We start from the raw sequence: 18,665 nt of genomic DNA on the forward strand, positions 1-18,665 counted from the left end.
CTCCCTCCCTCACATATATCCGGTCCGGGACGTTCCCAGGTCACGCAGGAACGGGTTGTGCCTTCTCTCCTCGCCCAGGGTGGTCGTCGGCCCGTGCCCCGGCAGGATGCGTGTAGCGTCGGGCAGGTCCCATACTTTCTCCTGTACGGCCCGCAGCAGTTCCCGCAGCGAACCGCCGCGCAGGTCCGTCCTGCCTATAGAGCCCTGGAAGATGAGGTCGCCGCAGAAGAGATACCCGGGGGTATAGAGGCTGATACCTCCCGGTGTGTGGCCGGGGGTGTGCAGGACCTCCAGGGTGATATCTCCCACCTCGACGCGGTCGCCGTCATCCAGGTAGTCCACCTGCCGGGGACGCGTGGCCATGGTCCCTCCCGTGAGGCCCATGAGCTTGGTGCGTGGACTGCCCAAGGCCGCGGCATCCGCCTCGTGGACATAAACGGCCACTCCCACTGCCTCGCTGAGCGGTCCCGCACCCGCAATGTGGTCCACGTGGCCATGGGTGCACAGGATGCCTACGCATCGCAGCTCCGCCTTGCGAAGGCGCGCGACGATGCCCTTCACGTCCCCGGCGGGGTCGATCACCACGGCGGGCGAACCCCTGCCCGCCGCTACGATGTAACAGTTGGTGGCAAGCATCCCTATGGTCAGGCACTCTAGAAACATGCGTAAATTATAGGGGGTCGTGTCTCGAATATCGAGAGCTCACGATGAAGGGACCGCGACAGGGGCGGTATTCCGGCCCTTCCGGGCTGCTCGAGGCCGCTCGGTATCCGAGACCAGACCCCTGTCAGCTCTCCAGGAGCAGGGTCACGGGGCCGTCGCCGGTCAGCTCCACCTCCATGTGGGCCTGGAAGACCCCCCGACCGGTGGTAAACCCGGCGGCCGCGAACCTCTCGCAGGCCATTTCGTAGAGCTGCTCCGCCTGCGCGGGGGGAGCCGCTCTTGTGTAGCTAGGGCGCCTGCCCTTACGGGTGTCGCCGTAGAGGGTGAACTGGGAGACCACCATTACCTCTCCGCCCGTATCGGCCAGGGAGAGGTTGAGTTTGCCCTCCTCGTCGTCGAAGACGCGCAGGTTGACGACCTTGCCCACGATGAGATCGACGTCGGCTTCGCCATCGTCTGTGGACACGCCCAACAGCACCAGCAGCCCCGGCCCGGTGGACGAGATGACCTCGCCTCCCGAGCGCACCTCGCATTTCGTTACCCGCTGCACCAGTGCCCTCATGCGCGATCCCCCGTCCTCCCGCCGCGGTTCACGACGACGGCACCCATGACATCCTCCCCGGCACCACCCGGTAAGCGTTGAAGACAGAGTCCACCTTGCGGATGTTTCGCAGGATGTCCTCGAGGTGAGCGATGTTCGAGAGCTCGAAGACGAAGCGGCTCATGTTCACGTTCTCGCGGGTTATGTTCATGGTGGCCGATATGATGTTCACGTGGTACTCCCCCATGATAGTGGTGATGTCCCGCAGCAGGCGCGGCCGGTCCATGGCCTCAACGCATATCTCCACCTGGAAGGAGGTGGGCTGCTCCGTGTCCCAGCTGACCTCGATCCTGCGGTAGTCCTGCTCCGCCATGTGCGCCGCGTTTGGACAATCGGCGCGATGCACCGATACGCCCCTCCCGCGGGTGACGAACCCGATGATGGCATCGTAGGGGACCGGGTTGCAGCAGTGGGCGATGCGCACCAGCACGTTGTCCACGTCCTCCACCTTCACCCCCTTGGTGTAGGCGAGGGGGCGGCGGCGCTTTCGCGGCATGGTCACGGGCTCCTCCACGGGCCGGTCCTCCGGCCCCAGGCGGGTGGTGACGTGGTTCACCACCTGCAGGGCTGAGGTCTTGCCCGCGCCGATGCTGGCATAGAGGTCGTCGATGCTGATGAATCCGTACTCCTCGCGGGCGATCCCGTCCAGGATGTCGGAACCCAGGACTTTCTGGACGGGCAGGCGGGACTTGCGCATGGTCTTTACCAGCACCTCCTTGCCCTCCTGGGTATCCTCCACCCGCCTTTCCTTTGAGAACCACTGCCTTATCTTGGTCTTGGCCCTGGCCGTCTGCACGATGTTCAACCAGTCCTTGGAGGGGCCGGGGGAGGTGTTGGAGGTGATGATGGATACGATATCGCCGTTGCGCAGTTTGTACTCCAGGGGCACCAGACGGTCGTTTACCTTCGCCCCCACGCAGCGGTGGCCTATCTCGGTGTGGATGGAGTAGGCGAAGTCGATGGGGGTCGACCCGCTCGGGAGGTCGATGACATCGCCCTTGGGGGTGAAGACGAATACCTCGTCCTCGAAGAGGTCTATCTTCAGGCTCTCCATGAACTCCTGCGGGTCGGCCAGGTCGCGCTGCCACTCCACGATGCGCTTTATCCAAGCCAGGCGCTCGCGTATGCGTTCCTGGGAGCGCTGGGCCTCCTTGTAGCGCCAGTGGGAAGCGATGCCGTACTCCGCCGTGCGGTGCATGTCCTGGGTGCGTATCTGTATCTCCAGGGGTTTTCCCTGGGGTCCTATGACCGTGGTGTGCAGGCTCTGGTAGATGCCGTAACGCGGCTTGGCGATGTAGTCCTTGATGCGCCCCGGCACCGGATGCCACAGGGAGTGCACGATGCCCATGACGGTGTAGCAGTCCTCCTTGGACCCCACGATGACCCTCACCGCGAAGAGGTCGTAGATCTCGTCGAACTGTTTGCCCTGCTCCTTCATCTTGGTGTAGATGCTGTAGTAGTGTTTGACGCGACCTTCAATCTCCGCTTTGAGGTGCGCCTGCTTGAGCTGTGCCTGCAGGTCCCTCTCGACTATCTTTATATAGTCCTCCCTCTCGGGGCGGCGCTGGTTGACCATCTGCACGATCTCCTGAAAGCGCAATGGATAGAGGGTGGCGAAGGAGAGGTCCTCCAGCTGCCATTTCAGCTGCGAGATGCCCAGGCGGTGGGCCAGGGGGGCGTAGATCTCCAGGGTCTCGCGGGCCTTCTCGCGCTGCTTGTCCTCCGACAGGTGCCCGATGGTCTTCATGTTGTCCAGGCGGTCCGCCAGCTTGATGATGACCACGCGGATATCGCGGGCCATGGCCACGAACATCTTGCGGAAGTTCTCGGCCTGCGCCTCCTCACGGTTGGCGAAGGAGATGCGGTCCAGCTTGGTCACGCCGTCGATGATCTCCGCCACGGCGGGGCCGAACTTGCGCTTGACCTCCTCCAGGGAGATGTCGGTGTCCTCGACCACGTCATGGAGGAGGGCCGCGGCCAGGGTGGTCTCGTCCATCTGCATATCGGCCAGGATCTGGGCTACCCCCACGGGGTGGAGGATGAACTCCTCCCCGCTGCGCCGCAACTGGTCGGCGTGGTGGGTGCGCGCGAACTCGTAGGCCTCGCGGATCAACCTGGTGTCGCCCTTGCCGTTATAAGAGCGCACCTTCTGGATGAGCGAGTCGATGGACTGGGACAATGCGGCTCCTCCCACCGTCTATCGACGGAATACCTCCACTACATCTGATACTGCCATATGAGCAGCCGCCATGACTAGATGGGAGACGGTACGGGGTTATCTCTTCTTCTTCTTCTTTTTTTTCTTGCCGCTGCTGGGGCCCCGGGTGGTGGAGGCCTTCTTGCGCTGCGCGGATGAAGCCGCGGGTTTGGAAGCCGGTTTGGCCTTGTTCCCCGCCTCCGCCGCCGCCTTCGGCTTAACCTCCTCAGTCTCCGGTTCGGCAACCGCCGCCTTCTGCCTGTCCGCGGCGGCCTTGCCGGTCACGAGGATGGCTTCCCGCGCTCCTTTGGACTCTACCTTCTCGCGCACGGCGGCGTAGCGCGGCTCCCTCTCCTTCCAGATGGCCAGGATGGGAGAGGCCAGGAAGACGGAGGAATAGGCCCCGAGGAAGACGCCGAGCAGGAGCGCGAAGGCGAAGTCCTTAAGGGTTTCGCCACCGAAGATGAGGATGGTGATGATGGGGAGCAAGGTGGTGAGGGTGGTGCCGATGGAACGCAGCAGGGTCTGGTTGACGCTCTCATTGACGATGTCAGCGTAGGATACCTTGCCGGCCCGTGCCATGAGGTTGGCGTTCTCCTCCACGCGGTCGAAGACGACGATGGTGTCGTATAGGGAATAACCCAGGATGGTCAGGAAGGCGATGACCGTCACCGGGGTCACCTGGCGCCCGGTAAGCGCGTAGATACCCACGGTGATCAGGGTGTCGTGCACCAGGGCGATGATCCCCGCGACGCCCATCTTGAACTCCAGGCGCAGGGAGATAAAGATGAGGATGATGACCACGAACACCCCCAGGGCGATGAGGGCTTTGGTGCTCACCTCGCGCCCCCATTCCGATCCCACCTGCTCCTCCTGGATGATGCCCTGGTCGCCGTCCTTGTCCGCGAAGCCGTAGAGTTCCTCGAGGCGCGCTTTGACCTCGTCGATGGTCTCGTTGCGCACCGTGGAGTCCTCTATGTAGGGCATGCGCAGGATGAGCTCCGGCCCGTCCTTCGTCTCCCCCGTCTGCACGATGGTCCCCTCGAGCCCCTGGTCGGCGTATTCGGCCAGGATGGCCCGGACCTCCTCCACGTCGGCGGGCTTCTCCAGCCTCACCTTGAGCAGGTAGCCGCCCTCGAACTCTATGCCAAGGTTGATCCCCATGACGAGGATGGCGACGAGAGAGAGCACTATGAGCGCCCCCGATATGGAAAACCAGTAGACATTGGGCGGCCTGAACGGCCGCGGGCCGATGAGGTTGAACTTCACCTCCCTGCCGCGGACGTACATCAGGCCTCACTCCCCTGTGCTTCGCGCCCAACCCCCACGAAACGGGGCCTGTTGTAGATTTCGAGGCGCGAGAGGAAATAGACCATGGGGTGGGTGAAGAGATACATGATGAAGAGGTCCAGTATGGTGGCGATGCCAAGGGTGAAGGCGAAGCCCTTCACCGAGCCGGAGGCCAGAACCCACAGGATGAAGGCGGTGATGAAGGTGGTGGCGTCCGCGGTGACCATGGTCCGCCAGGCGGACTTGAAGCCGCGGTCCACCGATGAGCGCAGTGTCTTTCCCAGGCGCACTTCTTCCTTGAGGCGCTCGAAATAGACCACGCTGGAGTCCGCCGAGATACCTATGGACACGATGATGCCCGCGATGCCCGCCAGGGTCAGGTTCCATTCGATGAACTGTCCGAGCAGGGTCACGATGCCGTAGACAAGGAGCCCGAATACGGTGAGGGAAAGGGTGGTCAGGGCGCCCAGCCCCCGGTACATGACGAGCATGTACAACACCACCAGGATCAGTCCGGCCAGCCCGGCGATGAGGCCCTGGCGCAGTGAGTCCCGCCCCAGGGTAGCGCTGATGTTCTCCACCAGGGGATCGGGATCGAACTCCACCGGCAGGGCGCCTATCTTCAGCACCAAGGCCAGGTCGCGGGCCTCCTCGCGGGTGAAGTTGCCGGTGATCTCTCCCTCGCCGCTGGTTATGGCATCCTTGACGCTGGGATAGGACTCGATGGCATAGTCGAGCACGATGGCAAGTTGTCTTCCCTGCAGCTCCTGGGTGAGGGCGGCGAACTGGGGGGTGGCCTCGTCGGTGAGCTTGAACTGGATGCGGTACCCGCCGCTCTCCTGGTCCACGGCGGCGTCGGCGGAAGCGATGATGTCCCCGGTGAGGCGGGTGGGGCCCAGACGGAACTTGACTACCTCCCCTTCCGGGGTCTCTTTCTCCAGCACGATCTCCTGGTCCTTGAGGGCCTGGTAGGCCTCGGTATCGTCGGGGTCGGGGACGGTCACCTCGGTGGTGTCGTAGTTCTCGCTTCCCGGGGGGATCACCTCCAGCACCTCGCGGAACTGCAGTTGGGCGGTGCTGCCGATTATCCCCAGCACCCTCTCCGTGTCCTGCACGCCGGGAATCTGGACCAGGATGCGGTTGTTGCCCAGCGCGGCCACCACCGGCTCCGCCAGCCCCAGGGCGTCGACGCGGTTGCGGACGATGTCCGCGGCCTTGGCCACCTGCTCGCCGGATACTTCGCCTATGGCCTGCAGGGTCACGCTGACCCCGCCCTCCAGGTCGAGGCCCAGTTTGGGGCTCCATCCGCCGATGACTATCGGTATATACATGGCGAGGAGGACGGCGACAACTATGGCCAGAAACGCCAGCGCTTTACCGGTCTTCAATCCCCGCCTCCGTCTTTGTCCTGGTCTCCAGCGACCCAGTTCCCTGTATTACCCACCGTTCACTTTCTCTTCGACGAGCCGTTGGGAGAGCCTTGTTCCTCGGGGGACGCGGCCTCTTCCTCGCCTTCCTCCGCCGGAGCCTCCACCGTCTCCCCCTCTATCGCCTCTTCCTCCTCCTCGTCCTCAGGCTCCTCGCGCACGGTGAAGGTGCGAGCGATGGCGCTCTTGGCCAGCCTGATGTGCACGTCATCAGAGATCTCGAGGATCACGCTGTCCTCCTCGACCTCGACGACGGTGCCGTAGATACCCGACGAGGTCATCACGTCGTCGCCCGCGCGCAAGCTGTTAATGAGGTCCATCTGTTGGCGCATGCGCTTCTGCTGCGGCCTGATGAGCATGAAATAGAATATGGCGATCAAGCCCACGATGAGAATTATGGACATCCAACTCGATTCACCCATCTCAACCTACCTTCCCATGGTCTGCCATGACTCTACCCCTCAGTCTCCGGGGATACGTCCGTTCCAGCCACTCCACTGCCGGACCAATTGTACCATTCTACCAGCCTCGATCGCGGCTCTGCAATCGAGCATCAGCGAACGTATAAAGACCAGGTTATGCCAGGTGAGCAGGCGGTGGGCCATGATCTCATTGAGGCCGTGGAGGTGGCGGAGGTAGGCCCGGGTGAAGCCGGAACAGGCGGGGCAGGGGCAGTCGTCTTCCAGGGGGCGGAGATCGCCGCGGTAGCGTGAATGGCGCAGGTTGAGCTTGCCCCCACGGGTCATGGCCACGCCGTTGCGGGCCATGCGGGTGGGCAGCACGCAGTCGAAGAGGTCCACGCCCAGCGCCACCGCAGCGGTTATCCCCTCGGGGTCGCCGATACCCAGGAGATGCCGGGGCCTGTCCTCCGGGAGTATCCCCGTCTGCACCTCCAGGCACTCCAGCATGACCTCGCGCGGCTCCCCCACCGACAGCCCCCCGATGCCGTAGCCGGGGAAACCCAGGCAGGCCGTCTCCTCGGCGCTGCGCGCCCGCAGGTCGCCGTAGGCGCCGCCCTGCACGATACCGAAGAGGGCCTGCCGGGGAAGAGCGCGGGCGGCTACGGAACGTTCGGCCCACTTCAGGGTCAGCCCCACCGACGCCTCCACCTCCTCGCGGGAGGCGGGATAGGCCACGCAGTGGTCGAGGATCATGGCCACGTCGGCGCCCAGTTCCTCCTGGACCCGTACCGCCTTCTCCGGCGTCAGCAGGTGCTCGCTGCCGTCATATACGGAGCGGAAGCGCACGCCCTCTTCCTCCACGCTCAGGGTCGGAGATAGCGAGAAGACCTGGAACCCGCCGCTGTCGGTCAGGATCGGTCCGTGCCAGCCCATGAATGAGTGCAGGCCTCCCGCTTCCCTTATCAGCCTGGAGCCTGGTCGCAGGTAGAGGTGGTAGGTGTTGGCCAGGAGCATCTCGTACCCTATCTCCTCCAGCTCCCACGGCGCCATGGCCTTCACCGTCCCCCTGGTCCCCACGGGCAGGAAGGCGGGCGTCTGCACCTCGCCGCGGTCGGTACGCAGGCGGCCCAGCCTCGCCCGCGACCGCGCATCGCCCGCGGTGATCTCGAAACTGAAGCTTTCCGCCATTCCTTCAACCCTCCCCGCGGGCGCCCGGGTAGCGGAAGAAACATGCGTCCCCGAAACTGAGGAAGCGGTAACCTTCCTCCGCCGCCTGCCGGTAAGCTTCCATCACCGTCTCGCGGCCCGCGAAGGCGCATACCAGCACGAGCAGGCTGGAGCGCGGCATGTGGAAGTTGGTGAGCAGGCAGTCCACGGCGCGGAAGCGGTAGCCCGGGTAGATGAAGAGGTCCGTGGCGCCCTGCCGCGGCTGCACGCCGCCCTCGCCCGCCGCGCTCTCCAGGGCGCGCACCACCGTCGTCCCCACCGCCACCACCATCCTCCCGTCCCCTCGGGCGGCGTTTATCGTCTCGCACGCCTCCGCGTCCAGGCGCATGTTCTCGCTATGGATGCGGTGGCCCTCTATCTCCTCCTCGCTGATGGGGCGGAAGGTGTCGAGGCCCACATCCAGGTAAAGGAAGGCCGTCCTGACCCCTTTTTCCTCCAGTCTGTGCAGGGTCGCGGCCTCGAAATGGAGCCCCGCGGTGGGAGCCGCGGCCGAGCCGACATCGCGTGCGTATACGGTCTGGTACCTCCCGGGGTCCGGGGGCATCTCCCTTATGTAGGGGGGCAACGGTATCTCCCCCAGTCTCTCCACCGCCGCTTCCACGGCCGCCAGCTCCCCGGGCCGCATGCGCACCCGCAGCTCCCCCCGGTCACTCTTCTCCACCACCTCCGCCACCAGTTCACCCCCGCCGAAGCTAACCTCGGTGCCGGGACGCAGGCGCCGTGCCGGCCGGGCCAGCGCCGCCCAGGTGCCGTCGGGGTCGGGAGAGAGCAGCAGCAGCTCCACCTCCCCGCCCCCCTCGAGCTTGCGGCCACGCAGGCGGGCATGGCGTACGCGGCTTGCATTGAGGACCAGGCAGTCCCCCGCCTCGAGATAATCCACCAGGTCGGGGAAGCTGCGGTGCGCGATATCCCCGCTCACGCAGTCCACCACCAGGAGGCGGGAGTCCTCCCTCCGCTCGGCGGGGCGCTGCGCGATGAGTCCGGGGGGGAGTTCGTAGTCGAAGAGGTCTGTGCGCATGGGCGGCTATTCACCCTCTTGCGTGGAGCTGCGGCCGCGGTCATAGCGCTCCCACTCGCTCAGAATGCAGCCGCAGTAGGGCTGGGTGTACATGCCGCGTTCGCGCGCCGTTGCCATGGCGCCGTAGTACTCGTCCCTGCCGTCCCAGGTCAAGAACTCCAGGCCCCTGCTGCGACAGATGGACCGCCCCAGCAGCGTGGCGAGTTCGTGGTCCTGGTAGGGGCTGGCGAAGAGGGTGGTGGTGATGACTTCGTACCCCTCTTCAAGGGCCAGGTCGGCGGCCCTGCGCAGGCGCAGGCGGTAGCACATCTCGCAGCGGTTCTCCTCGCGGAAAGCCACCGCCCTGATCCACTCCTCGGGCTCGTAGGGCACCAGGCTGTAGGAGAGCTTTTCCTGCGCCATCAGCTCCTCGAAGCTCTCAAGCCTGCGCCGGTATTCCCTGAAGGGATGTACGTTGGGATTGTAGAAGAGGTAATGCGCCTCGTAGGCGGGCGGCGCGAAGCGGTGCAGTGCCGGCAGGGCACATGGTCCACAACAGGTATCGACGATGATCCGGCGCATCAGAAAAGGGTGTCCCCGCTTTCTTTACCCAGGCCGAGATGGCGGTAGGCGTTCTCGGTGGCGATCCTTCCCCGTGGGGTGCGCTGCATCAGGCCCACCTGCAGCAGATAAGGCTCGTAGACCTCCTCGATGGTGTCGATCTCCTCCCCCACCGATACGGCCAGGGTGTTCACCCCCACCGGTCCGCCCCCGAACTTCTCGATGATTGCGTGGAGGATCATCTTGTCCACCTTGTCCAGTCCCATCTCGTCGACCTCGAAGAGGGCCAGGGCCTCGCAACCCACCCGGTAGTCGATCCTTCCTTCGGCCCTCACCTGGGCGTAGTCGCGTACGCGGCGGAGCAGGCGGTTGGCGATGCGCGGCGTGCCCCGGGAGCGCCGGGCCAGTTCCCGCGCCCCCTCGTCATCGACCTCCACCGCCAGGATGCGTGCCGAGCGCTCGATGATGGCTTTGATCTCGTCCTGGCCGTAGTAATCCAGGCGGCTCTGCACGCCGAAACGGTCGCGCAGTGGCGAGGTCAGCAGCCCGGCGCGTGTGGTCGCCCCCACCAGGGTGAAGGGCGGCAGGTCGAGGCGGATAGAGCGGGCGGCGGGACCCTTGCCGACCACGATATCCAGCTTGAAGTCCTCCATGGCGGGATAGAGCACCTCTTCGACCACGCGGTTGAGGCGGTGGATCTCGTCTATGAATAGGACGTCACCCGGTTCGAGGTTTGTTAGGATAGAGGCCAGGTCTCCCGCTCGTTCCAGGGCAGGACCCGAGGTCTGCTTGCAGGCCACCCCCATCTCGTTGGCGATGATCCCCGCCAGGGTTGTCTTGCCCAGGCCGGGCGGGCCCGAGAGGATGACGTGGTCCAGGGACTCCTGGCGCTCTTTCGCCGCGGCGATGAAAATCTCCAGGTGCTCGCGGATGCGGTCCTGTCCGATAAACTCGCTTATCCAGCGGGGGCGCAGGGTGAGGTCGAACTCCTGCTCGTCCTCCCTGGCCTCGGGGTCGAGCAGCCTCTCCTCCCCCACCTCCAGGTCCCCGGTTATCTCCTCGCGGTCGTCCTTCACCTTACTTGCTCCCTCCCAGCCGCTTCAGGGCATATTTCAGCATGTCCTCCAGGCTCGGCTCGTCGGACATATATCCCTCCAGGGCACGGCTGCTCTCCGCGGTTGTGTAGCCCAGCCCCTTGAGCGCCTCCCGCGCCTCCCGTACCGGGCCGCTGCCGTCCGGACCGCCCACCCCGAAGCCCAGCTCTTCGGAGAGCGGGGCGAGCTTGTCCTTCAGCTCGAGGATGATCCTCTGGCCGCTCTTCTTTCCCACCCCCGACACGGCGGTTATCGACTCCAGGTCCTCCGAGGCCACGATGCGCACGAAGCTTTCCGGGTCGTATGCGGAGAGAACGGCCAGCGCCACTTTCGGCCCCACACCGGTCACCGCGATGAGCTTGAGGAAGATATCCCTCTCGCCGCGGTCAGAGAACCCATACAGCTGGAGGATGTCCTCTTTGACGTGGAGGTAGCTGAACAGCTTGACCTTCTTTCCCACCGGCGGCAGCTTCTGCAGGGTCGAAAGGGAGACGAAGAGTGCCAGCCCAACGCTTCCGGCCGCGACCACGGCGCCATCCTCGCTCTTCTCGGCCAACACCCCTTCGACGAAATCGATCAACTCACCGTCCCTTTCACTTCCGCCGGTCCGGGCAGGCTTCCGGCGCGATAAAGCAACGCTTCCGGTGCCTCACCTTACCGTCCGCTTCTTGTGCGCGGGCTTCTTGTGGGCATCCTTGTCCCCAAGCGCCTCGTCCAGACGGCCGCGCATGCGCTCACTGTGCGCGTGGCATATGGCCAGGGCCAGGGCGTCGCTGGCATGCGTCGAGCCGATGTCCTCCCGTATGTGGAGCAGCGTGCGCACCATGAACTCCACCTGCCGCTTGTCAGCGCGCCCGTGGCCCACCAGGGTCTGTTTGACCTGCAGCGGGGTGTATTCCTCCACCCCGATACCGCAATGCGCCGCGGCCAGGATTATGCCTCCCCGAGCCTGCCCCACCACCATGGCGCTGCGGACGTTGGTGTTGAAGAAAAGTTCCTCCAGCACCAGGAGGTCGGGATGGTAGGTCTCGATGAGCTCCTTGACCCCGTTGTAGATCTTATCAAGACGCGATGACAACTGCTGGCGGGGAGAGGTCTCTATGCCCCCGAAACCCAGGGGGCGCAGGCGTCCCTCCACTTTCTCGACCACCCCGTATCCGGTGGAGGCCAGCCCGGGGTCGATGCCCAAAATAATCATCGGTGGTTACGCGCCTTACTCCTCTGATAGCTCCTGCAGGATCTCGTCGGAGATGTCGAAGTTGGCGTAGACCTCCTGGACGTCCTCGTGGTCCTCCAGGGCGTCCACGAGGCGCAATACCTTCTTCGCCGCGTCCTTGTCCAGCTCGACCGTGTTCTGGGGCAGCATGGTTACCTCGGCGGATGCGACTTCGAACCCCGCTTCCTTGATGGCGTTCACCACGCCGCGGAACGACTCAGCGTCGGTGAGGATCTCCCAGTGTTCGTCCTCGGTGACCATGTCTTCCGCGCCGGCCTCCAGCGCCGTCTCCAGCAGCGCGTCCTCGTCCGCCCCGGTGTCCTTGTTGACGATGATGTTCCCCTTCTTCTCGAACATCCACGCCACCGAGCCCGAGGTGCCCAGGCTGCCGCCGGTGCGGGAGAAGATGCGCCGGATGTCAGCCGCCGCCCGGTTGCGGTTATCGGTCATGATATCCACCATGATAGCAACTCCGTTGGCCGCATACCCCTCGTAGACGATCTTCTCGAACGCGTCGCCGGAACCCTCTCCGGTGCCGCGTTTTATGGCCCGCTCGATGTTCTCCTTGGGCATGGAGTAGCTCTTGGCCTTCTCTATGGCGTTGGCCAGGGCGAAGTTGGCGTCGGGGTTCCCGCCTCCCTCCTTCGCGGCAACGATGATGGCCCGCGAGAGCCGGCTGAACATCTGCCCGCGCTTGGCATCCGCGGCACCCTTCTTGTGCTTGATCGAATGCCACTTGGAATGTCCTGACATCTTCTCCTCCTGTCTCAGCGAGCGCCCGTCCTACGAGGCCTCCTCGACCATGCTCAGGAAATAACGGTGCACACGGTCATCGCCGGTCAGCTCCGGGTGGAACGCGGACACCAGCATTCCGTCCTGGCGCGCCATTACCGCTTTTCCACCGCACTCTCCCATGACCATGACCTCGGGACCCGTCCTGTCTATCCAGGGAGCGCGGATGAAGACCGCCCGGAAGGGTCGGGAAGGTTCCTCGATCCCGTTGACCCTCAGATCGGTCTCGAAACTGTCGACCTGGCGGCCGAAGGCGTTCCGCCGCGCGGTGATGTCCATGAGCCCGAGAAGAGGTTGGTCGCCCTCGGCGATGCGCCGCGCCATCAGGATGAGTCCCGCGCAGGTGCCGTACAGCGGCATGCCCGCGGCATGAAGCGATCTGATCTCCGGGATGAACCCGCAGGCGCCCATGAGTCTGCCGATGGCGGTGCTCTCTCCTCCGGGGATGATCAGTCCCTGGCATAAGTGGAGCTCGGCGGGGTATTTCACCGCTACCCCTCGAGCTCCGCATTCCTCCAGCATCCGCAAGTGCTCGCGCACCGCGCCCTGCAGCGCGAGCACGCCAATGGTCGGTTTCTTCATCTCTCCCCTTGTTCCCTATATGCCGCTTCCCCGGCTGCATCACCAGCCACGGAACTGGATGAGGTTCTCGGGGCCTATCTCCGAGATCTCCTGGCCGGCCATGGCCCTACCGATGCCCCGCGACACCTCGGCAAGGACCGCCGGGTCCTCGTAATGGGTGGTCGCCCTGACGATGGCCCTGGCGCGTGATGCCGGGTCCTCGGACTTGAAGATGCCCGAGCCCACAAAGACGCCGTCGGCCCCCAGTTGCATCATCATGGCTGCGTCCGCCGGGGTCGCTATGCCACCTGCGGAGAAGTTGACCACGGGAAGGCGGCCGTTCTCCGCAACCCAGCATACCAGGTCATAGGGGGCTCCCATCTCCTTCGCGGCGGTCATCAATTCGCTCGCGGGGGCCACCGTCAGGGCCTGTATCTCTCCGTTTATGGTCCGCATGTGCCGCACAGCCTCTACCACGTTGCCGGTGCCCGCCTCACCCTTGGTGCGGATCATAGCCGCGCCCTCGCCGATTCGGCGCAGCGCCTCCCCCAGGTTAATGGCCCCGCAAACGAAAGGTATGGTGAAACGCCACTTGTCGATATGGTATCTCTCGTCGGCCGGGGTGAGGACCTCGCTCTCGTCCACGTAGTCCACGCCCAGGGCCTCTAGTATCTGGGCTTCCACGAAATGCCCGATACGCGCCTTGGCCATCACCGGGATGGTCACCGCCGCCATGATGGCCTCGATGACCGTGGGGTCCGCCATCCTGGCCACCCCTCCTTCGGCGCGGATGTCCGCGGGCACGCGCTCCAGCGCCATCACCGCCACCGCTCCGGCCTCCTCGGCGACCACCGCCTGCTCCGGCGTGGTCACGTCCATGATCACGCCGCCCTTGAGCATCTCGGCCAGTCCGGTCTTTACCCGCAAAGTCCCTTTTTCCTCCATCACTCCGGTCCCTCCAGACCTACCGTATTAAGAAAAGCCCCCCACGGGCTTCCCTGATTTTACTATAGCTCAAAGCGCAACCCTCCATCAACGCAGCGAAAAGGGAGGGGCTCATCCCCTCCCTGCGTTGGCTGTCACTTTCAGCCGGGCAGCTCGCCGCGCAGGCGCGCCTCCATCATGGCCTGGTTGTACATCCCTTCCAAGCCGGACATGGCCCGCAGGCGGGCTATCCTCTCCTCAACGGGCGGGTGGGTGGACCACATGCTGGACCTCTTGACCTTGTGCGCCTGCGCCTCCTTCTTGAAGGGCTCCATTATCCAGAGGTGGGCGGTTGCCTGGCTGGTGCGCGGGAAGGGTTTGGCCTCGCTCGACAGCTTCTCCAGGGCACTGGCCAGCCCCTCCGGATAGCGGGTGAGCTTGGCGCCGGTGGCGTCGGCCAGGTATTCGCGCTTGCGCGAGATGGAGAGCTGCAGGAGCTGGCCGATGATGGGCGAGAGGATGAGGAAGACCAGGCCGACCACGAAGATGATGATCTGGAACCAGCCGCCCCCCTCGCCACCGATGCCTCCGCCACTGTCGCGGTCGCCGATGCTGCCCCAGAAGATCATGCGCGTCACCACGTTGGCGAAGATGATCAGCAGGCCCACCAGCACCACTACCATGCACATGTAGCGGATGTCGTAGTTGCCGATGTGGGACATCTCGTGGGCCAGTACTCCTTCCAGCTCCAGGCGGTTGCAGTTCTCCAGCAGCCCCCTGGTCACAGCGATGGCGGCGTGCTCCGGGTCCCTGCCGGTGGCGAAGGCGTTCATGGCCGGGGTATCTATGATGTAGGTGCGCGGCACCGGGATGCCGGCGGCCAGGGAGAGACCCTCCACCGTGTTCACGTAGTATGGGAACTCCTCGCGCGTAACCGGCCTGGCCCCGGCCGAGGCCAGGGCTATCTTGTCGCTGTGATAGTAGCTGGTGAAGGACATGAGAGTGGCGACGATAGCCGCTATGGCCAGCCCCATGATGGCGTATTCGGGCCCCCAGATATAGCCGACAAAGAAGCCGATGGCCAGGATGATCACGATAAAGATCATCACCAGCAGGGCTGATTTCCACTTGTTCTTGGATATCTGGTCGTAGAATGTCATCCTACCCGACCCCTCTCTCGCAACAGCCTGCCGCAGCCCGGCATCCGTCCCGGACTGCGGCCTCCGTCACTCTTTTACCCGGCCTCTAGAACTGTACCTTGGGGGCCTCGCGCTCGGCGGCCACCTCGACCTCGAAGTACTCGCGGGCACCGAACTTCCCCGAGAACATGCCGGCAACGATATTGTTGGGGAACTTCTGGCGAGCGTTGTCGTAGGACATCACGCTGTCGTTGTAGAACTGTCGCGCGAAGGCGATCTTGGACTCCGTGCCGGAAAGCTCCTCCTGCAGCATGAGGAAGTTCTGGTTGGCCTTGAGGTCCGGGTAGGCCTCGGCCACCGCGAAGAGGCTCTTGAGGGCGCCGGTGATCATGTTGTCGGCCTGGGCCGCCTGGCCGGGAGACTGGGCGTTCATGCCCATTGTCCGCGCCTGGGTGACCTTCTCGAAGACCTCCTTCTCGTGGCTGGCGTAGCCCTTGACCGTCTCCACCAGGTTGGGGATGAGGTCGTACCTCCGCTTCAGCTGCACATCGATCTGGTGCCAGGCGTTGTCCACGCGGTTGCGGTCACGCACCAGCCTGTTGTAGATGGCGATGAGCCCCACTATGAGCAGGAACACGATCGCCCCGATGATTATCAGGACCCAAACCACCGGCATGACCTCCTTCTGTCCTCGGCTTCCATCATATCCAAGACCTTACTCTAATATAAGACGCCCCGCCATACCGGAAGGGTCGTATGTTTTCTCCTGAGTATCGAATCCCCGCGATAATGACTTTACTATATGCGATATTCGCTGCTTGCGGCGCCAAGACCTGCATGACGTGGCCAGCCCTTACAGTAAGTGGAAGAGGCCGTCTCCGACGAAGCGGGCGCCCAGGATGATGAGGAAGGTGCCGCAGGCCAGGATGACGTAGCTGTAGACGCGGTCTGAGAGGAAGCGCTTGCCGGTGACCACCAGGAAGGCCACCAGGAAGTACCACAGCAGGTCGGCCATGATGTGCCCGGTATAGAAGGCGAGCACCCCGGCCACCCCGCTCTCCATGGAGCGCAGCAGCCAGCTCAGGCCGAAGGTGGCCCACCACAGGAACCAGTAGGGGTTGGAAACGCTGGTGGTGAGCCCGGCCACGAAGGGGCCGGTGCGCTTTCCGCTGTGGGCCTGCAGGTCGAGGTGGAGCCGGTCGTCGCGTACGTCCAGGGCCATGCCCAGCCCCATCCAGACCAGGAAGGCACCCCCGGCCACCCCCACCACCCCGAAGAAGATGTCGTTCCCCACCACCTGGTCCAGTCCCAGCACCAGAAGGACGATGAGCGCCCCCTCCAGGACAGCGTGGCCCGCCACCAGGAGCGGTGCCGCCATGAACCCCCTGCGGTAGGACTCGTTGATGGTCACGGTGAGCAGGGGCCCGGGCATGAGCGCCCCGGACAGCCCCACGCCCAGTGAGACGAAGAAGATACTGATGAGTTCCATCCATCACCACCCGTAATGCCGCCGCATGCGCTCCATGCCCGCGTCGATCTCGGCGATGAGGGCCCGCAGCAGCTCCGGGGTGACCGCCGCCACGCACGAGAGCTGCCCCGCCCTTCCCGAGGCCAGCAGGGGATAGGCGTCGAGTGGCTCGCCGAAGGCATCGCTCACCGCCAGCCCCGCCTCCGAGGCGATGAGTCCCGCGGCGGCTAGGTCGTAGGACGAGTTGTTGAGGACGTGCCCGTGCCCGGCGCGCAGGAACAACTCCTCCACCTGCGGGGCCTCCCGGATCATGCGGTCGCCGACGTCCACGTAGGCGTCCAGTTGTCCGGTGAGCAGGCGGCTTATGCAGTAGGTGGCGCTGCCCAGGTCGAAGATTCCGCCGTCCACGCTGGAGCGGTCCACCAGCTCCTCCAGGACCAGGATGGTGGGGAGCGCCGGCCTCCCCCGGAATCCCAGGGTCCAGAAGAGGGTGGAGATATCACTGTGGGGGCGGATCATTATCTCTCTCTCCTCCCCGTCAATCGCCATGCGGCTGCCCTTGCCACGCTGCGCCTCGAACCAGGCCTCGTTCTTTATCTCCCGCAGCAGCCCGTAGACCACGTCCCCGTGGGTGGGATCAGGGTTGTCGGTGGGATGGTAGGCGGCCACGGCGATGGACACGCAGCATGCCTCGAGGCCGGCCGCGGCCGGGCGGGTGCCGTCGATGGGGTCCACCACCAGGACCCATTCCGCATCCTCCGCGCCCACCATCCCCCGGTCCTCGGAGAAGTAGGCCACGCCCGGGGCCTCCGCCAGCCTGCTCTCTACCCTGGCCTCGGCCACCTCGTCGATGGCGAAGGTGGAATCGCCGCTGGCCCCCCGGCCCTGCATCTCCCGCGCCGACTTCTCGCCGAGATGCGGCCTAACCATCTCGCGCACCTCGCCGCAGAGGTCGCGGCACAACTCTATGACTTCCTCGAGTCTCATCGCCGAACCCTCCCGTATATCTCTATCGCCTGCATGTATGCGGCCTCGACGTCCCCCACCAAATTGTCCCAGGAGAACCTCTCAGCCCTCGCCGGCGCTGCCGCGGCCATCCTCTCCCTCGCGGCTGCGTCCTCGATGAGGCCCACCAGCACGCGGGCAAGGGCTGTATGGTCTCCGGGCGGGAAGAGCGCGCCCTGTACTCCGTCCTCCAGCACCGCGCTGTAGCCTGGGATATCCGAGGCCACCACCGGCAACCCGCAGGCCATGGCCTCGATGAGCACGATGCCGAAGCTCTCCATGCCCAGCGCCGGAGATATCATGATCCTCGCGGAGCGGTAGGCGGCGGGGACGAGCCTGTCCGGGAGCCTCCCCAGCCATTCTATTCCCTCGCCCACACGTCCCGGCTGATCCACCCCCACCACCAGCAGGCGTACCTCGGGGTGGGCCTCGCGCACCAGGGGGAGGGCCCGCAGCAGCACCTCCAGCCCCTTGCGCGGCTCCGCTCTGCCCACGAATACCAGGTAGAACGCGCCCGCCTCCAGGCCCTCGAGCACGGGTCCAGCGGGGCTGAACAGCGCGGTGTCCACGCCGTTGGGGAGGATGCGGTATTCTCCCGGGAAGTAGCGGGAGACCAGGTCCCGGGCGGCGGGGCTGACCACCGCTCGCACGTTTACCTTCCGGACAAGCGGTGTGAGCAGGGGCCTGGCCAGGCGATATCCCATCGCCCCCCCTTCCCGTGCCGCATGGAAGGTGGCCAGAACGGCGCAGCGCGAGAAGAACAACGCTAGCATGGAGACGCTGGGAATGAGGGGCTCGTGCAGGTGGAGTAGGTCGAAGGGCGTGATCCGCAGCATCCTGCTTATCCTGGCCGCCGTCCATGGACCGAAGGCGATATTGGCCACGGACTGGTTCGCCGACACCCGCATGGAGCCGCCGGTGGATAAGTATCCCGCTCCGCTCTGCCCTCCCGGCGCGATCACCGTCACCGCGTGCCCGCGCCCCCGCAGGTGGTCCGAGAGCTGCTCGACGTGGCGGTTGACCCCGCCTGGGAAGTCCCACGAGTAGGGCGAGACCATGCCGATGTTCAACCTGCTATCGCTGTCCATGGCGTAATTCTACA

At 64.8% G+C, this 18,665-nt stretch carries 20 protein-coding genes; all 20 read right to left on the reverse strand.

The features are described from left to right. Nucleotides 1–9: 9 nt before the first annotated feature. The 20 genes from AB1384_02785 to AB1384_02880 all read right to left on the reverse strand — a co-directional run bounded on the left by AB1384_02785 (nt 10) and on the right by AB1384_02880 (nt 18,651). Nucleotides 10–663 (reverse strand): MBL fold metallo-hydrolase, encoded by a 654-nt coding sequence (locus tag AB1384_02785; GenBank protein MEW6553196.1) that lies wholly within the window; start codon nt 661–663, stop codon nt 10–12. A 124-nt stretch (nt 664–787) separates the two neighbouring features. Beyond that, nucleotides 788–1,225: a D-aminoacyl-tRNA deacylase gene (gene dtd / locus AB1384_02790; GenBank protein MEW6553197.1), complete on the reverse strand. Its 438-nt coding sequence runs from the start codon at nt 1,223–1,225 to the stop codon at nt 788–790. 28 nt (nt 1,226–1,253) lie between these two features. Further along, nucleotides 1,254–3,443 (reverse strand): bifunctional (p)ppGpp synthetase/guanosine-3',5'-bis(diphosphate) 3'-pyrophosphohydrolase, encoded by a 2,190-nt coding sequence (locus AB1384_02795; protein MEW6553198.1) that lies wholly within the window; start codon nt 3,441–3,443, stop codon nt 1,254–1,256. Between the two features lie 96 nt (nt 3,444–3,539). Beyond that, nucleotides 3,540–4,751: a protein translocase subunit SecF gene (gene secF / locus AB1384_02800; protein MEW6553199.1), complete on the reverse strand. Its 1,212-nt coding sequence runs from the start codon at nt 4,749–4,751 to the stop codon at nt 3,540–3,542. Beyond that, nucleotides 4,751–6,139: a protein translocase subunit SecD gene (gene secD, locus AB1384_02805; protein MEW6553200.1), complete on the reverse strand. Its 1,389-nt coding sequence runs from the start codon at nt 6,137–6,139 to the stop codon at nt 4,751–4,753. The genes secF and secD overlap by 1 nt, the downstream gene beginning before the upstream one ends. A gap of 59 nt (nt 6,140–6,198) precedes the next feature. Then, entirely contained in the window at nt 6,199–6,600 is a 402-nt protein-coding gene (gene yajC / locus AB1384_02810) for a preprotein translocase subunit YajC (protein ID MEW6553201.1), read from the reverse strand. A gap of 39 nt (nt 6,601–6,639) precedes the next feature. Next, a complete protein-coding gene (gene tgt / locus AB1384_02815) occupies nt 6,640–7,767 on the reverse strand; it encodes a tRNA guanosine(34) transglycosylase Tgt (GenBank protein MEW6553202.1) in 1,128 nt (375 codons plus the stop codon). Between the two features lie 4 nt (nt 7,768–7,771). Then, the gene (gene queA / locus AB1384_02820) at nt 7,772–8,824 is read right to left on the reverse strand and encodes a tRNA preQ1(34) S-adenosylmethionine ribosyltransferase-isomerase QueA (protein MEW6553203.1); all 1,053 of its coding nucleotides are present in this window, start codon (nt 8,822–8,824) and stop codon (nt 7,772–7,774) included. 6 nt (nt 8,825–8,830) lie between these two features. Beyond that, nucleotides 8,831–9,385 carry an epoxyqueuosine reductase QueH gene (locus AB1384_02825; protein ID MEW6553204.1) on the reverse strand — a complete coding sequence of 185 codons (555 nt, stop codon included), beginning with the start codon at nt 9,383–9,385 and terminating at the stop codon, nt 8,831–8,833. Continuing rightward, nucleotides 9,385–10,407, reverse strand: a complete 1,023-nt coding sequence (gene ruvB / locus AB1384_02830) for a Holliday junction branch migration DNA helicase RuvB (GenBank protein MEW6553205.1) — start codon at nt 10,405–10,407, stop codon at nt 9,385–9,387. Before ruvB ends, AB1384_02825 begins: the two co-directional genes overlap by 1 nt. Before the next feature lie 34 nt (nt 10,408–10,441). Beyond that, nucleotides 10,442–11,038 carry a Holliday junction branch migration protein RuvA gene (ruvA, locus tag AB1384_02835; GenBank protein MEW6553206.1) on the reverse strand — a complete coding sequence of 199 codons (597 nt, stop codon included), beginning with the start codon at nt 11,036–11,038 and terminating at the stop codon, nt 10,442–10,444. Nucleotides 11,039–11,107: 69 nt separating this feature from the next. Beyond that, nucleotides 11,108–11,656: a crossover junction endodeoxyribonuclease RuvC gene (gene ruvC, locus AB1384_02840; GenBank protein MEW6553207.1), complete on the reverse strand. Its 549-nt coding sequence runs from the start codon at nt 11,654–11,656 to the stop codon at nt 11,108–11,110. A gap of 15 nt (nt 11,657–11,671) precedes the next feature. Then, nucleotides 11,672–12,427 carry a YebC/PmpR family DNA-binding transcriptional regulator gene (locus tag AB1384_02845; GenBank protein MEW6553208.1) on the reverse strand — a complete coding sequence of 252 codons (756 nt, stop codon included), beginning with the start codon at nt 12,425–12,427 and terminating at the stop codon, nt 11,672–11,674. 30 nt (nt 12,428–12,457) lie between these two features. Further along, a complete protein-coding gene (gene pdxT / locus AB1384_02850) occupies nt 12,458–13,048 on the reverse strand; it encodes a pyridoxal 5'-phosphate synthase glutaminase subunit PdxT (protein MEW6553209.1) in 591 nt (196 codons plus the stop codon). 39 nt (nt 13,049–13,087) lie between these two features. Beyond that, nucleotides 13,088–13,972 carry a pyridoxal 5'-phosphate synthase lyase subunit PdxS gene (gene pdxS, locus AB1384_02855; GenBank protein ID MEW6553210.1) on the reverse strand — a complete coding sequence of 295 codons (885 nt, stop codon included), beginning with the start codon at nt 13,970–13,972 and terminating at the stop codon, nt 13,088–13,090. Nucleotides 13,973–14,112: 140 nt separating this feature from the next. Next, a complete protein-coding gene (locus AB1384_02860) occupies nt 14,113–15,111 on the reverse strand; it encodes a M48 family metalloprotease (protein ID MEW6553211.1) in 999 nt (332 codons plus the stop codon). 85 nt (nt 15,112–15,196) lie between these two features. Further along, nucleotides 15,197–15,766, reverse strand: coding sequence for a LemA family protein (locus tag AB1384_02865; protein ID MEW6553212.1), 570 nt, complete (start codon nt 15,764–15,766; stop codon nt 15,197–15,199). 177 nt (nt 15,767–15,943) lie between these two features. Next, nucleotides 15,944–16,579: a LysE family transporter gene (locus AB1384_02870; protein ID MEW6553213.1), complete on the reverse strand. Its 636-nt coding sequence runs from the start codon at nt 16,577–16,579 to the stop codon at nt 15,944–15,946. A 3-nt stretch (nt 16,580–16,582) separates the two neighbouring features. After that, a complete protein-coding gene (locus AB1384_02875; protein ID MEW6553214.1) occupies nt 16,583–17,545 on the reverse strand; it encodes an inositol monophosphatase family protein in 963 nt (320 codons plus the stop codon). Next, nucleotides 17,542–18,651 carry a glycosyltransferase family 4 protein gene (locus AB1384_02880; GenBank protein MEW6553215.1) on the reverse strand — a complete coding sequence of 370 codons (1,110 nt, stop codon included), beginning with the start codon at nt 18,649–18,651 and terminating at the stop codon, nt 17,542–17,544. The genes AB1384_02875 and AB1384_02880 overlap by 4 nt, the downstream gene beginning before the upstream one ends. Nucleotides 18,652–18,665: the final 14 nt, after the last annotated feature.

It is taken from the genome of Actinomycetota bacterium (assembly GCA_040757835.1).
Classification (GTDB): Bacteria; Actinomycetota; Geothermincolia; order Geothermincolales; family RBG-13-55-18; genus SURF-21.

What these genes read in the sequence shown, in the direction of transcription:
- secF (MEW6553199.1), bottom strand. Translation starts at nt 4,751, where the DNA reads ATGTACGTCCGCGGCAGGGAGGTGAAGTTCAACCTCATCGGCCCGCGG.
- pdxT (MEW6553209.1), bottom strand. Translation starts at nt 13,048, where the DNA reads ATGAAGAAACCGACCATTGGCGTGCTCGCGCTGCAGGGCGCGGTGCGC.
- AB1384_02785 (MEW6553196.1), bottom strand. Translation starts at nt 663, where the DNA reads ATGTTTCTAGAGTGCCTGACCATAGGGATGCTTGCCACCAACTGTTAC.
- ruvC (MEW6553207.1), bottom strand. Translation starts at nt 11,656, where the DNA reads ATGATTATTTTGGGCATCGACCCCGGGCTGGCCTCCACCGGATACGGG.
- AB1384_02860 (MEW6553211.1), bottom strand. Translation starts at nt 15,111, where the DNA reads ATGACATTCTACGACCAGATATCCAAGAACAAGTGGAAATCAGCCCTG.
- dtd (MEW6553197.1), bottom strand. Translation starts at nt 1,225, where the DNA reads ATGAGGGCACTGGTGCAGCGGGTAACGAAATGCGAGGTGCGCTCGGGA.
- AB1384_02875 (MEW6553214.1), bottom strand. Translation starts at nt 17,545, where the DNA reads ATGAGACTCGAGGAAGTCATAGAGTTGTGCCGCGACCTCTGCGGCGAG.
- tgt (MEW6553202.1), bottom strand. Translation starts at nt 7,767, where the DNA reads ATGGCGGAAAGCTTCAGTTTCGAGATCACCGCGGGCGATGCGCGGTCG.
- AB1384_02880 (MEW6553215.1), bottom strand. Translation starts at nt 18,651, where the DNA reads ATGGACAGCGATAGCAGGTTGAACATCGGCATGGTCTCGCCCTACTCG.
- AB1384_02865 (MEW6553212.1), bottom strand. Translation starts at nt 15,766, where the DNA reads ATGCCGGTGGTTTGGGTCCTGATAATCATCGGGGCGATCGTGTTCCTG.
- yajC (MEW6553201.1), bottom strand. Translation starts at nt 6,600, where the DNA reads ATGGGTGAATCGAGTTGGATGTCCATAATTCTCATCGTGGGCTTGATC.
- queA (MEW6553203.1), bottom strand. Translation starts at nt 8,824, where the DNA reads ATGCGCACAGACCTCTTCGACTACGAACTCCCCCCCGGACTCATCGCG.
- AB1384_02825 (MEW6553204.1), bottom strand. Translation starts at nt 9,385, where the DNA reads ATGCGCCGGATCATCGTCGATACCTGTTGTGGACCATGTGCCCTGCCG.
- pdxS (MEW6553210.1), bottom strand. Translation starts at nt 13,972, where the DNA reads ATGGAGGAAAAAGGGACTTTGCGGGTAAAGACCGGACTGGCCGAGATG.
- AB1384_02845 (MEW6553208.1), bottom strand. Translation starts at nt 12,427, where the DNA reads ATGTCAGGACATTCCAAGTGGCATTCGATCAAGCACAAGAAGGGTGCC.
- AB1384_02870 (MEW6553213.1), bottom strand. Translation starts at nt 16,579, where the DNA reads ATGGAACTCATCAGTATCTTCTTCGTCTCACTGGGCGTGGGGCTGTCC.